Origin of the sequence: Lysinibacillus sp. 38-6 (assembly GCF_046245175.1) — a bacterium.
In the GTDB taxonomy this organism is placed as follows: Bacteria; Bacillota; Bacilli; order Bacillales_A; family Planococcaceae; genus Lysinibacillus.
Map to the genome: position 1 here is coordinate 4,287,494 of NZ_CP176417.1, position 13,509 is coordinate 4,301,002.

Annotated in this window: 16 protein-coding genes; 12 read left to right on the forward strand and 4 right to left on the reverse strand. The window is 38.7% G+C overall.

Annotated features, from left to right (window positions below):
* Positions 1-170: 170 nt before the first annotated feature.
* On the forward strand, positions 171-1,223 hold the full coding sequence (locus ACKVEV_RS21405) for a tartrate dehydrogenase (RefSeq protein ID WP_409368233.1): 1,053 nt from the start codon (positions 171-173) through the stop codon (positions 1,221-1,223).
* Between the two features lie 90 nt (positions 1,224-1,313).
* Here ACKVEV_RS21405 and ACKVEV_RS21410 read toward each other — a convergent pair whose 3' ends face one another.
* Entirely contained in the window at positions 1,314-2,219 is a 906-nt protein-coding gene (locus tag ACKVEV_RS21410; RefSeq protein ID WP_409368234.1) for a glycerophosphodiester phosphodiesterase, read from the reverse strand.
* 225 nt (positions 2,220-2,444) lie between these two features.
* On the opposite strand from ACKVEV_RS21410, the gene ACKVEV_RS21415 reads away from it, so the two are divergent.
* Positions 2,445-2,717: a YlbG family protein gene (locus ACKVEV_RS21415; RefSeq protein WP_402925104.1), complete on the forward strand. Its 273-nt coding sequence runs from the start codon at positions 2,445-2,447 to the stop codon at positions 2,715-2,717.
* 2 nt (positions 2,718-2,719) lie between these two features.
* Here ACKVEV_RS21415 and ACKVEV_RS21420 read toward each other — a convergent pair whose 3' ends face one another.
* Positions 2,720-3,109 (reverse strand): methylthioribose kinase, encoded by a 390-nt coding sequence (locus tag ACKVEV_RS21420; RefSeq protein ID WP_409368235.1) that lies wholly within the window; start codon positions 3,107-3,109, stop codon positions 2,720-2,722.
* A 56-nt stretch (positions 3,110-3,165) separates the two neighbouring features.
* Here ACKVEV_RS21420 and ACKVEV_RS21425 point away from each other — a divergent pair, with 56 nt between their 5' ends.
* From ACKVEV_RS21425 to coaD, 3 genes are all read left to right on the forward strand, one after another.
* Positions 3,166-4,587 (forward strand): RNA polymerase II, encoded by a 1,422-nt coding sequence (locus tag ACKVEV_RS21425; RefSeq protein ID WP_409368236.1) that lies wholly within the window; start codon positions 3,166-3,168, stop codon positions 4,585-4,587.
* Between the two features lie 79 nt (positions 4,588-4,666).
* Positions 4,667-5,233 (forward strand): 16S rRNA (guanine(966)-N(2))-methyltransferase RsmD, encoded by a 567-nt coding sequence (gene rsmD / locus ACKVEV_RS21430; RefSeq protein ID WP_409368237.1) that lies wholly within the window; start codon positions 4,667-4,669, stop codon positions 5,231-5,233.
* 1 nt (position 5,234) lies between these two features.
* Positions 5,235-5,723 (forward strand): pantetheine-phosphate adenylyltransferase, encoded by a 489-nt coding sequence (gene coaD / locus ACKVEV_RS21435; RefSeq protein ID WP_409368238.1) that lies wholly within the window; start codon positions 5,235-5,237, stop codon positions 5,721-5,723.
* A 111-nt stretch (positions 5,724-5,834) separates the two neighbouring features.
* Here the strand turns inward: coaD and ACKVEV_RS21440 are convergent, their stop codons facing one another.
* Positions 5,835-6,734, reverse strand: a complete 900-nt coding sequence (locus tag ACKVEV_RS21440) for a hypothetical protein (protein WP_409368239.1) — start codon at positions 6,732-6,734, stop codon at positions 5,835-5,837.
* A gap of 118 nt (positions 6,735-6,852) precedes the next feature.
* On the opposite strand from ACKVEV_RS21440, the gene ACKVEV_RS21445 reads away from it, so the two are divergent.
* Positions 6,853-7,899, forward strand: a complete 1,047-nt coding sequence (locus ACKVEV_RS21445) for a SepM family pheromone-processing serine protease (protein WP_409368240.1) — start codon at positions 6,853-6,855, stop codon at positions 7,897-7,899.
* A gap of 224 nt (positions 7,900-8,123) precedes the next feature.
* On the opposite strand, the gene ACKVEV_RS21450 is transcribed toward ACKVEV_RS21445, so the two are convergent.
* On the reverse strand, positions 8,124-9,335 hold the full coding sequence (locus ACKVEV_RS21450; protein ID WP_409368241.1) for a nucleotidyltransferase: 1,212 nt from the start codon (positions 9,333-9,335) through the stop codon (positions 8,124-8,126).
* 245 nt (positions 9,336-9,580) lie between these two features.
* Here ACKVEV_RS21450 and ACKVEV_RS21455 point away from each other — a divergent pair, with 245 nt between their 5' ends.
* The 6 genes from ACKVEV_RS21455 to ACKVEV_RS21480 all read left to right on the forward strand — a co-directional run bounded on the left by ACKVEV_RS21455 (position 9,581) and on the right by ACKVEV_RS21480 (position 13,447).
* A complete protein-coding gene (locus ACKVEV_RS21455; protein WP_409368242.1) occupies positions 9,581-10,114 on the forward strand; it encodes a YceD family protein in 534 nt (177 codons plus the stop codon).
* A gap of 24 nt (positions 10,115-10,138) precedes the next feature.
* The gene (gene rpmF, locus ACKVEV_RS21460; RefSeq protein ID WP_010858320.1) at positions 10,139-10,312 is read left to right on the forward strand and encodes a 50S ribosomal protein L32; all 174 of its coding nucleotides are present in this window, start codon (positions 10,139-10,141) and stop codon (positions 10,310-10,312) included.
* Between the two features lie 255 nt (positions 10,313-10,567).
* Positions 10,568-11,335: an enoyl-CoA hydratase/isomerase family protein gene (locus ACKVEV_RS21465; protein ID WP_409368243.1), complete on the forward strand. Its 768-nt coding sequence runs from the start codon at positions 10,568-10,570 to the stop codon at positions 11,333-11,335.
* 110 nt (positions 11,336-11,445) lie between these two features.
* Complete coding sequence (locus ACKVEV_RS21470; RefSeq protein WP_024362152.1) at positions 11,446-11,823, forward strand: transcriptional regulator; 378 nt, start codon at positions 11,446-11,448, stop codon at positions 11,821-11,823.
* A gap of 332 nt (positions 11,824-12,155) precedes the next feature.
* Positions 12,156-13,055 carry a ketopantoate reductase family protein gene (locus tag ACKVEV_RS21475; protein WP_409368244.1) on the forward strand — a complete coding sequence of 300 codons (900 nt, stop codon included), beginning with the start codon at positions 12,156-12,158 and terminating at the stop codon, positions 13,053-13,055.
* On the forward strand, positions 13,052-13,447 hold the full coding sequence (locus ACKVEV_RS21480) for a DUF3397 domain-containing protein (RefSeq protein WP_409368246.1): 396 nt from the start codon (positions 13,052-13,054) through the stop codon (positions 13,445-13,447). The genes ACKVEV_RS21475 and ACKVEV_RS21480 overlap by 4 nt, the downstream gene beginning before the upstream one ends.
* The last annotated feature ends 62 nt before the right edge of the window (positions 13,448-13,509 follow it).

A 13,509-nucleotide genomic window follows, 5' to 3' on the forward strand; every position in this document is an offset into this window, starting at 1 on the left:
CTTTTCATTTCAATCACTTGTATCGTCAGCATTTTAAATCCGTAGTAAATTTTCTATGATAGATATTTCTAATGTAAGAAGCATATCCAAACGGCACTGCTTCTATTTTTTTTACAAAAAAAATTATATAGTAAAGAAGTAAGTAAAGTTGGGAAAGAGGGGGCATTGGAATGCATACATATCGAATTGCTGTTATTCCAGGCGATGGTATCGGAAAAGAGGTAGTGCCGGCAGCGATAGAAGTTTTAGATAAGGTAGCACGATTAGATGGAAGTTTTAAATTCGAGTGGACAACATTTCCATGGGGTTGTGATTATTATTTAGAGACAGGCAAAATGATGCCAGATAACGGCATCGAACTATTAAAGGAGTACGACCAAATCTTTTTAGGGGCTGTTGGGATGCCTGACTTAGTACCAGACCATATATCCCTATGGGGCTTGTTAATTAAAATCCGCCGTGCAATGAAGCAGTCTATTAATGTGCGGCCAGCAAAGCTCCTACAAGGCTTACCATCCCCTTTGCGTAATCCAAATAATTTTGATTTTGTAGTTGTACGTGAAAATTCAGAAGGTGAATATTCTGAGAGTGGTGGTCGAATTCATAGTGGACAAGATGAAGTGGCCATTCAAAATGCTATTTTTACTCGTAAAGGGACAGAGCGGGCTATGCGATATGCCTTTGAAATGGCTAAAACGCGACGTCAGCATGTTACAAGTGCGACAAAATCAAATGGATTAACGTACAGTATGCCTTTTTGGGATGAAGTTTTTGCAGAAGTTGGCAAAGAATATGAAACGATTGAACAAGTGACAAACCATATCGATGCATTAGCAGCTTTCCTTGTCATGAAACCAGAAAACTTTGATGTTATCGTTGCTTCCAATTTATTTGGAGATATTTTAACAGATTTAGGTGGCGCTCTTATGGGAAGCATCGGTATTGCACCGGCAGCTAACTTAAATATTGAACGTGAATTTCCTTCGATGTTTGAACCAGTTCACGGCTCTGCACCAGATATAGCAGGGCAAGGAATAGCTAATCCGCTCGGCCAAATTTGGACAGGCAAAATGATGCTTGATTTTTTAGGCTACCAAGAGCAAGGTAGCAAAGTATTAAACGCAATAGAGTCAGTATTGGCGCAAGGTATCAAAACGGGAGATTTAGGAGGGACAGCAACAACGCGAGAGGTAACAGAAGCTATATTAGCGCAATTATCGTAAGCGATTATCGTCAATTGCTTAGAATCAACAATAATCATCTACAAATAAAGGTAAGAGCATTTAATAAATGTCACTCTTACCTTTTTGTCTTTAATCATGATTTTGGAGTAATTCAACTGCAATATCAGGGCGATCGGTAATGATACCTTGTGCGCCGTTATGGATTAATTTTTTCATCGTCACTAAATCATTGATTGTCCAATAATGAACAGGGATGTTTAGGTTGCTTAAAAACTGAATAAACTTTGGTGAATCGAGCGAAACGACACCTGATTTAGGTGGAATTTGGAATACATCTACTTTTGGATGGTACAAATGGCCAAATTGACTGGAGAATGAGGCGAATGCTTTGCGGACATCAGATTCACCTGCACCTAATGCAACTTGATTTTGTGCATATAAATTAAAACGGTCAATTTGTTCCCCGTAAAAACTTGTGACAACGACGCGATTTTCCACGCCAAGTTCTTCTATTAATCTCCAAAGTTTGGAGGGCATTAAACTACCTTCATACGTATCTGGTGCATCTTTAATATCGATATTGATTAACATAGTTGGATAACTTTCTAGTAATTCACGTAATGTTACAACGTCAATTTTTTGATCCCGATATGGGAATGCTCCCGTTAAATCTTCGAATTGATAACCATGGTTTAATGCGTTTATTTCTGCTAATGTCATTTCTGATACTGAGCCATAACCTTCAGTCGTACGGTCTACGGTCGCATCATGGAAGACGATAATTTCTTCGTCCTTTGTTAAGCGAATGTCTATTTCAAAGCCATCTACACCTAATTGTGCCGATTTTTCAAAAGCAAGCATAGTATGCTCGGGTTCTAAATGTGCTCCGCCACGATGTGCGAGAATAATCGGGCGATCAAATTGTAATGCTTGTTTCCCTTCACGCTGTTGAGGTTTGGAAATAGCTTTACTACCTGCCCAAGCAGCTGCACTGGCTGCTGCTATTGCAATAGCTATCTTCGTTTTCTTACCCATATTCGTCCTCCTTAACAATCTAATTAATATAAAAGGTGCTGGCGAATTCACTTGCAATGTTCAAGCTAAAGCACTTTTATCTAGCATGAGAGAAAGTAAATCTGTCGATAAACGCGCTATGCTTTTCCATTATAACGGAAAAATGCTCGTTCTGTCAGCTAAACTCTGTTGCTATCATTTTCCGGTCTATGGTATGCTTTTATGTAAGAAATGAGGGAAAACTATATGAACGAACGACAAGGGCTAATCGTTTACGTCCATCAATTAAAACATGCGAAATCACTTCGAAAATATGGTCATGTTCATTACATTTCTCGTAAGCAAAAATATGTAGTACTTTATTGCGATCGAGAGGACATTGAAATGATGACAATAAAATTACAACGCCTTCCATTTGTGAAAGACGTTGTGGAATCTTATCGTCCCTTCGTTAAAACTGAGTTCGAAAACGCCAAGCCGGATAAAGCGAAGGAATACGACTATAAAGCGGGGCTATAACTTTAGTTTAATGCGGGAATATAGTGATGAAGTCTCATTATTCCGATTAGGTATTGATAAAATAGTTTTGGCTCCGAAAATATAGATGAGTGCTTTATTTCTACAACAACCGCTTTTCGACCTAGTTGTTCAATACTTTCTTCGAACATTATTTGACGCTTTGAAGGCTTTTCTTCGTTGTACGGAATGCCTTCGCGACAAATATAAATCGGCATGAATTTACTTTCTCCGACTGGTTTTAAAGCGATCGCTAAAGAAGCAACCTTTTTATCTTCTTTTGTAGATGTTAGTATAAAGGCTTGGTGAAAGCGATCTTGATTCGTTTTAATAATTTCAAGAAGTTCATAAACGTCGCCATAGCCTTCTCCTAATTCTATAAATTGTTGTGGCATTAATACTGCACATCCTTTCCAATACACATAGTATCATGCTGCGGGAGGTCAAGCACATGAAATTTGCAATGAGTTTTTTTTCAATTTTAGTATTAGTCGTATCAGGTGCATTGTTTTTTCAATATCAGGCATATTCCTCTGATTTAGAGACAGGAAATGGATCATTCCATTACTCGCAGGAAATTGAGATAGTTTATCGCGAAAATAGTCTAGATATACGTCACCATTTTAAAAACTTACCAAATCAAAAGGTGAAAATAAAATGGCCGGAACAAGCAACAAACCCAACATGTTTTATCGACAACGAAAATAGTTGTAATCGTTTGTCTGACGAAGTATCCTATTTTGCAAAAGGGGATACGAAATCACAATCTGTTTCATACATAATCCCAATCGATGGTGGCTTACAAGATAAAATGCTGCTGCAAAATATTTTTGCCACGTTAACGAATGGAGACGTTTCGTATTCTGTTATTCACATTTCAACAGATAGTAAAACGGTTGGACAATGGATAACGGGTCTACCGTTAGTAGGCCAGCAACAATTATCACTAGTAAATTATACGATGTTTAGCGGTAACGGTGCAGCGAAGGATTTATATTGGCAAGCAGGTCAAATAAAGGCGCAAGAACAGACGCCGGTGTTAACAATTTATGCCCAACAGCCCATTGCTAAAGACTTCTTAAAATCACTGGAAAATTTAAAGTTTTTAAATGATGAGCATATTGCGATTATTCAAGAGAAAAATCCGGTTGCTCAGCATGATGAACGCTTGTTATTTTTACCGACGCTAACACAACAAGCGGTCGAACAAGAAGTTATTCTTTCACAAATACATTCGCAATACACATTTGAAAATTCACCAGCATGGTTGGCTGAAGTTGTGGCATCCTATTTAGTGAAAGACTCTATTGGCTCAGAGAAAACTAAAGCAATTGTTAAAACATTAAAAGACTATATGACAGAGAGCCAACAGTTGGCATGGCAAGAGGCGATGGACAATCTCGGGGCAGAGACGATCTCACCAGCGACAATGGATACGCTTTTATCAACGGTATTGAATGCTAAAACGTCCTATTTCCAATTAAATGCGACACAGGAAAAGGGAACATATCCATTATTATTGGAAGATGAGCGTAGTGTTTATGTAGATGGACTCCATAAAAAAGATGTTCATGTTATTTTATATGAAGGTCAAGTATTATACAGTGCTGATACATTATTGCCATACTTAGGCTATACAGCGGAAGAAGGGAAAAACGGCTATTACGTCAATGGTGATAATCGAACATTCCGTTTCCCGAAAGAATCTGGATTTTACGTGTTCAATCAACGTAGATACTCCACAATTTCTGATCCAATTACAAAAATTGTCGATCATTATTATGTAGAAGAAGCTTGGCTACAACGTCTATTTTTAGTAGAACTACAAAAAAGTGATGGTCGTATTCAAGTATTAACACAAGAACAAGAATAATTTTTTGCAGCGGAGGGCTGGTTCCTTTCGCTGCAAAAATGCTTTCTATATGTAACAGAAAGTACGGTGAAATACATCTATGAGAGTAGTAGCAGGAGAACGTAAAGGCATGCCCCTAAAGGCAGTTACAGGGAGTACAACAAGACCTACAACAGACAAAGTAAAAGAATCCATTTTTAATATCATAGGCCCATTTTTTGATGGTGGAACAGCACTTGATTTGTTTGCGGGAAGCGGTGGATTAGGTATTGAGTCGCTCAGCAGAGGTGCAGAACACGCAATCTTTATTGAAAAAGACGCTAAAGCATTTCAAGTATTACAGGAAAATATTAAGAAATGTCGATATGAAAATTGTTCCGAGCTTTTCCGCATTGACGCAAAGCGTGCTGTGAAAGCGCTATTAAAGCGTGACATTACGTTGAATCTTGTATTTTTAGATCCGCCCTATCACCATAAAGAATACTATGATTTAGTGCAGGTGCTTGTCGACCATGAAAAAGTGCAGCGTAATGGTATTATTTTATGTGAACATGCAAAAGAAGTAGAACTACCATCTAGTTTTGGTGCTTTTTTATTACAGAGACAAGAAACATATGGCGGAACGATTATTTCGGTCTATCGTTGTGCTGGGGAAGAGGGAGAGTAAGTTGGAGAAAATTGCTGTTGTTCCTGGGAGTTTTGATCCTGTAACATTTGGTCACTTAGATATTATTAAGCGCGCTGCTGATGTTTTTGATGTTGTATATGTTGCCGTTTTAAATAATTCATCAAAAAACCCCCTATTTTCTGTAGAAGAACGTATGGCCTTAATGGCTGAAGTGACAAAGGAATTGCCGAATGTACGAATTGAAAGTTCTTCTGGGCTTCTTATTGATTATGCAAAAGAAAAAAATGCGAAAGCCATTGTTCGTGGTTTACGAGCGGTTTCGGATTTTGAATATGAAATGCAAATTACGTCGATGAACCGTTTCCTAGATGAAACGATTGAAACATTTTTCATTATGACAAAAAATCAATATTCGTTCTTAAGCTCTAGCATTGTGAAAGAGGTTGCGAAATATGGAGGCAATGTTCGTGAACTTGTCCCGGCATGCGTAGAACGAGCTTTAAACGACAAATACGGTTTTGCTCAATAAATGTGAAGACGCTTGACCAAAAGAGAAAAAGTGGTAGATTGACGCAATCAATCTACCACTTTTTTATTATGTCGACCTGTGAAAATTCAGAATTGTTTGGGTGCCTGGCACTTATTTTAAGAAAAATAGAGCATAAATAGTGGGCACAATGATTATGCTAAGGAGGCGGAATTTGATGTAAGGTCTGACGGACAGTTTTGCGGATTTCGCGATCACAAAAATTTGTAAATGAATACTAATACTTTGCATCGTCAACATGATGACAGCCAGTAATGTTAAATAGGGAAAATCAGCCAATTCTGTAACGGTCATTTTTAATCCGTTTGTGACTTCGAGTATTGCTGCGATTGCCAGTTCAACTGGTTGTGGAAGGTTCGGTATCATTTTATCTAACCCTTGTTGTAAGATCGTTTGAATCGTTGTGAAAAAAATGATCGTCGTGCCAACTAATAGAATGGTCGGTGCAGTTTCTTTTATGCTCTCTGAAAATGGGGATGAATACAAGGTGGTATTGTGTACAGAGATAGTAGGTGGGTCGGTTTTACGAAATAAAAAATAACCAACTACTAAGCAGCAAATATTAAAACTATGTAGTAAACATAAATACAGCCACCCAAACGTATTACTGTGAAGTAAATCAAGACTGACAAAGCCCAAGACAAAAAGAGGGCTAGGTGCATGACAAACCGCTAGTAAAAAGTTCGCCTCTTTCGGATGTATTTGTCCACTGTTTTTTAAATAAACAATTGTTGTCGCTCCAGTTGGATATCCACCGAGTGCGCTAATGAGGTAGGCTTGTACGTAGAGAGAGACTCTTTTTGTTTTTGCGCGCATTGGAGCAGTTAAACGGAGCAACCATTGCGTTAAAATAAGATAAGGCAGTAAATACGGAAATAGCGCCTCCATAAAAAGATTTAGTCCTAAATCAGTACCACTATGAGTAGTTTGTGGGAATAACAAGAGTAATAGGATAAGAAGTATGCAGAGCGCTATTTGAATTGTCGCAAACATAATATCATCTCGTTTCAACTTTTTGTCATTCACATAGGCAAATGCTAAAATCAATATATGTAAAAAAGGCAAAAACATGAACTAAAGGTTTTGCTTGCGTCTTAGGAGGTGTCCATAAATGAAGAAAAAAATTGGTTTTTATGCAGTGTTTTTAGTCGCGCTTTGTTTTTTAATGCTATACCGACTAGACGCGTATATTATGAAGCCTGGAAGTGCATACGATGTTAGTAAATTTGTTACGGTCGCTAATAATCATACGGATGAAGCGGGATCGATGAGTTTAATGACAGTTGCGATGCAACAAGCTACACCGTTTTCGTATCTATGGGCGAAAACACAAAAATATGAAAAAATAATGGATATTAAACAAGTGAGAAATCCATTAGAGGATGATGAGGAATACAATGTTAGACAGTTAAAGTTAATGTCTGACTCTCAATTCAATGCAAAATATGTTGCCTTTCAAAGGGCGGGGTTAAAGACAACAATCCACTTCGATGGTGTATTTGTATTAAATGTCTTAGATGGTGGCGCCTCAGATGGTTTATTAAAAGCTGGTGATGAAATCACAAAGGTAGATGGCACGGAAATTACGAATCAACAAAAGTTAGTTGACCTGTTGTCTACCAAACAAATTGGTGATAAAGTAACCATTCAATTTTTACGTGATAAACAGGAAAGAGAAGCCACAATTACGTTGAAAGAAATTCCGCAAGCTGAAGAAAAACGAGCAGGATTAGGTATTACTTATGCAGAAAGTAAATCAATTGAAACCGATCCGAGCGTGACGATGAAGACAGAAGATATCGGTGGTCCTTCAGCCGGTCTGATGTTTACACTGGAAATTTTAAACCAATTATTAGATGAGGATTTAACAAAAGGCTACGCTGTGGCCGGAACCGGGGAAATGCTAATAGATGGTTCAGTTGGGCGAATTGGTGGGATTGACTACAAAGTGATTGCAGCTGACCGAGATGGTATGGAAATATTTTTTGCACCTGATGATGAAATTACAGCTGAAATGAAAGCTAAGTATCCTGAGTTAGAATCAAATTATGCGACGGCTGTTAAAACGGCTAAAGAAATCGGTACAAAAATGAAAATTGTACCTGTCAAAACAGTCGATGATGCCATTGCCTATTTAAAACATTTACAGCCGAAATAAAATGCAATAAATAAAAATAGCAAAAAACTAGTTGATGGTATCGCAGGCAGTTACTCCTGCACAGAATACATGCAGCGTAAGGCTAACGAGCTGCTCGTTAGCGAAAGTTGCGGCTTTTGGTGCTAGGCGGAAAGCATCTACCGAAGCGAACTTCAATGGCAAGAAAGTGTGAGATTGACTTCAGTCAATTTCACACTTTTTCTCTTATGTCTAAAGTTATCTTTTTAAAATCGAATCGGTGGCGTTTGATAATCTTTTGGCAACGTAAATTGCTGTGCGCTTTGTTCGATACTGAAGTTATATACTTCAGCAGCATGAATATCCACAGCTAGCATAGCATCATTGGTGGAGGCAACCCGACTTATTAACGGTAATGTAAAGTCCTTCTTATGCATGCCTAAGTATGTTTGCCCGAGTGCGCTCATGCCAAGTAGGCGAATCGTCGAGGGGGCTTGAAAACTTCGTAATTGCTCCTTTGTAAACCCGGTAAAAATATGTGTGAGCATGCGTTGCAGACGTGTCCATGTATAACGTTTTGATTTTATTTTCTCCATAAAGCTACTAAAGGTATTACTTGTTTTAGCCGCTTTTAAAAGTGCGTGTTCTATCCCCTCTGTTACTTCCGCATAGCGCGTTAGTTCACTCGCTGTATGGCGTATAAGGGTAAATTGTAAAAATGGCCAAAAAGCTTCCCAGCTAGCAAAATTTTTATATTGTCCAAGCCAATCTTGTAAATAATTGACCGATGCCTGTGGAAGTACATCTTGAACGCTTTGCAGAGAACCTGACGTTGCAAGTGCTTTACGAATACCGGTTGCACTTGCAATCGATGCGCCCTCCTGCATGGCATCGTGATAACCTGCTGCGATGCGCGGAATTGTAAAAGGCTGAATCGGACTGCCGAGCGTCTTCGCTGCTTCGATATAATGAAATCCTAGTATATTGTTCGGTTGTGCTAAATCGATGTATGTAGCAGGAAACTTTTGAGTAAGCTGTTCATAGGCATAATGCAAGCTTTTAGGATAGCTCACACCTGTTTGAACGCTTTCTTTAATCAATGCTTCATATTCAGTCCGGTGCTCCGATATTAACTGGTACGTATTCATAAAGGGGTGTATTGAGCCATCTTCACTCCCGAAGGCAAAAGCATCACAGCGGATTGCCGACAATAATGAAATGGCGCCCTTTGCGAAATCTGTTGCCGGTGCGGTACTATAGACATACGGCAGCTCAATGACAATATCCACTCCGCTAGCAAGTGCCATTTTTGTACGTGTCCATTTATCTACCATGGCAGGTTCACCGCGCTGCAAAAATGTACCGCTCATGACAGCGATAGCTATATCTGCTTGTGCTACTTTTTTTGCCTGTTCCAAATGATAGGCATGTCCATTGTGAAAAGGATTGTATTCCACTACAATGCCGACTGCTTTCATTTTGAAAACCCCCTTTATTTATATCATTTGCTTCTTGACTTTGACCATTCAGGATGCTATAAATAGTTTTTATGCTTAGTTATAATCCATGCTCCTAGCTGGTAATGAATGGGCATTGTAGCTAACTGGCATAACGATGATGTTATTAATTATAGGTTGGTTTTCGGATGGTGACAAGAAATTATCTTGACATCTATTTTTACACATTATATAATCAACAGTGTTGTCTCGAGGTGATTAAACGAATGAAATGGTCAATTCATCAATTATCTAAATACCGTCAAGACGGAATGCCGATCGATACCTATGTCCAATTGGATGAGGTGATGGAGCGAAACCAGGATATTCGAGCAATTTCGCCCGTTCATGTAAAAGGGCTATGTACATTCGGTGCATCGCAAATGACTTGTCAGCTTACTGTGACAGCAACGTTAACGCTCCCGTGTGCTCGCACTTGGGAAGATGTTGAGTTTCCTATCGAAGTGGAGACAGTTGAAATTTTCAGCTGGATCGACGAAGAAAAACGAGGGGAAGATGACGGTGACATTCACTATATAGATGGTGAAGTAATCGACATGAAGCCAGTTATTGAGGAGCTCGTGCTTCTTGAGGTGCCAATGCAAGTATTCAAAGAGAATACCGAAGGACAAGTGCAAGGTGGTAAAAACTGGACTTACGCAACAGATGAAGACGTAGCGCTACACAAAAAAACTGACGAACCAAAAGTGGATCCAAGACTAGCTGCTTTAGCTAAGTATTTTGATCAAACAGACGAATAGACGATCTGTAAGGAGGTGCCATCAATGGCTGTACCATTTAGAAGAACTTCTAAAACTGCAAAAAGAAAGCGTCGTACGCATTTCAAACTATCTGTACCTGGTATGGTAGCTTGCCCAAACTGTGGTGAAGCAAAATTATCACACCGTGTTTGCAAAGCTTGCGGACAATACAAAGGTAAAGAAGTAGTAAGCAAATAATACAGTGTTTGCTCACTTAAAAGGCTAGTAAAGAGACCATGGCTCTTTACTAGCCTTTTTGTTTGCTTGAAAAGACAGAATTTTTTATAAATATTGTAATGTTATATAGTACAATAATGATTGTGTGATACAATTTATGTAACTTGCTATCGGCGTTGTTAAATGTGGTGGAATAAAGTGCGTCGTGGTAAGCACTTTTCTAGCTCGTTGCGATTACGCTAGGGCATTATTGAGGGAGACAAAGGGGGAGCAGTAATGGCTTATATAATAGACAATAAAGATGGTATCATGACATTTACAATCAATCGCGAAGAAAAGCGTAACGCTGTGAATGATGAGGTTATGAATGGCCTTCGAGAAGTCATTACATATATACAAAATCATGAAGATGTGCGATTTTTAGTAGTAACAGGTGCTGGGGAAAAATCATTCTGTTCAGGTGGAGATTTATCAGAATTCCATTCTTTAGAAACGGAAGATGAAGCTTTTGGTATGTTGAGTAAGATGGGGGAAATTTTATATGATTTAGCAACATTGCCGGTGCCGACGATTGCCTTAATAAATGGGACGGCGGTTGGTGGTGGTTGCGAAATTGCGACTGCTTGTGATTTTCGTTTAGTAGCAAGCCATGCTAAATGTGGTTTTATTCAAGGGACATTAGCAATTACAAGTGGTTGGGGTGGCGGTACATACTTATTTGAACGAGGTTTGCGCCATGATCGTGCGATGAAGATGCTAGTGGATGCAACGCCATACCCTGCTGCGTTGCTATATGATATTGGATGGGCGATGCGTGTATTTGAAGGCTCGAAGGAACTTGCGTTAAATGAGTTTATTGAACATATGCGGAAAATCCATCCGTCTGTGCATAAGGCGTATAAAGAGATTGAACTCCGCAAATGGCGTGAACGTAATATGTATGAGCGTGTGATGGAGGAAGTTCGTACGTGTGCAAAGCTGTGGGAATGTGAAGCGCATCACGAGGCAGTTAATAATTTTCTAACAAAAAAGAACAATAAGTAGTGTAGAGTGACGGTGATTAAGGTAAAACATAATCGCTGTCTTTTTTTGTTCTGTGATTCTATTTTGCTTGGTAACGCATATAGTAGTAAAAAATGTGAGGGTGATAGATTATGGAACTGAAAAAAAGAAAAGATCAATGGACGAAGGAAGACGATGAAAGATTAGCAGAGATTGTCTTGCATAATGTGCAAAATGGGAAGACGCAGTTGGAGGCATTTGAAATGGCTGCTAATGAGCTTGGTCGTACAAAACAAGCTTGTGGGTTTCGTTGGAATAAAACATTGCGTGGACAATATAGTCAGTCGCTTTTAGCTGTTCGCAATCAACCTCAACAATCTATGAGAAGTCATTTAAAATTAGCGCTAACGAGTTTTGATGAATTAACAGAAGCCTATCAAAACCTTGAAATTAAACATCGTGAATTGCAAAACGAGCATGAGAAATTAGTGAAATGGTTACAACAAGGTTATTCTTTAATGAAAGATTAAAGGTATTTCGGAAATCGAGGAAGGTCTTTTAAGATAAGGGTTGTATCGCTAACGTCGACTAAATGTTTTACCTATATTCGATAAAAACGGCTATTATTGTATCGTAAATTCCAACCAATCTTGTATAATAGAAAGACCTGCAAAGGAGGTGTCTCAGATGTTTTTTCTGAGGCACCTCCTTCTGTAGCATCAGGCAAAGTACTGTGTATGATATTATAGGGCGAGAGTAAATGCTGGAAAGGATTTACGAACATCTTTCGTTTAGGCTGTTTAAAAGGTGTACTTTTACTGTTTAGATAGCCTCTTTACATTAAGTGGAGGTGACAAGCGTTGTGAATGTAGTAGTTATTGGAGCTGGAGCTGTCGGTCAGTTATTGGCTAGCTTTTTAGCACAGGCTCAAATGCACGTAACATTAGTCGTAAGAAGACAGGAACAGGCAGATCAACTTACTTTGGGGCATTTAAAGAGAATCAATTTGGATGGTTCAGAAACGTTGCAGCCAATTGTGTCTACTGTTAACTTAAAATCATTACCCCAGCCGGATTTAATCGTCATAGCTGTGAAATATGGTCAATTACCAAACATTTATCAACAACTCACAGATTTACCGCAGGAAATACCGTTGTTATTTGTACAAAACGGTCTTGCGCATTTTGATGAGGCATTACGGCTACCCCAACATACTATTGCTTTTAGCTCCGTTTCTTTCGGTGCTCAAACAATAGATGGTGCAACTGTTCGACATCGTGGTGTTGGGTCAATGAAAATAGCGATAGCCCGTGGCGACAATTGTGTATTTAATAAGTTGTTGCACTTGGGGAATGCTTTACTTCCAATAGAACTAGTAGATGATGCTGAACAAATGCTCTTTGAAAAGGCTGTCCTTAATTGCCTAATTAATCCGTTAACGGCTGTTTTGCAAATTAAAAACGGTGATTTACTAGCAAATAAGCAAGCGCACTTATTAATGCATACCATATATCAAGAGTTATCAGAGGCGTTTCGTATTGAAAGGTCCATTCCGTTTTCGGCAGTAACCGCTGTATGTGAAAAAACGGCGGCAAATACATCTTCTATGCTAGCTGATCGCTTGCGAGGTAGAAAAAGTGAGGTTGAATCCATTGTTGGAGTCGTGTTACAAAAGGCTTTAGCAAAGGGCTATCCATTACCTACTTTGCGAACTTTATATCACCAAGTATTAGCGCTTGAAGAGAGCGGTGAACGGTATTGAAAGATTTATTACATATAATTATTAGTGTCATTATTTTTTGTCCCGTGTTGTTATTTATCGTCGTCTATGCTATCGGTCGCAAGGTTCATATTCGAGGTACGCATGCCTTTGGTGCAGCATCGGATGCAACGACGTTATGTTTGTTTTTCTCGGTTCCGTTGGCGATTGATGTGCTGTGGAAAGTAAATGTAGGAGCTTTTTTAGTAATGCTAGCGATAGTGTTGGCTATTGTTTTTACATATGTTGATTGGCGTACGAAAAAAGAAATAGAAGTGAAGCCACTATTGCGAAAAATTTGGCGTTTTTTATTTTTAGTACTTAGTACAGCGTACATTTTAATTTGTCTAGTCGGGTTGATTCAATCTGTTGTAGAATATTTACAATCTGTATAAGCATTTTCTTTTCATGTTGAAGCAAGAAGCGTTAAAATAATAGCATTAAAAGTTTACAAGGA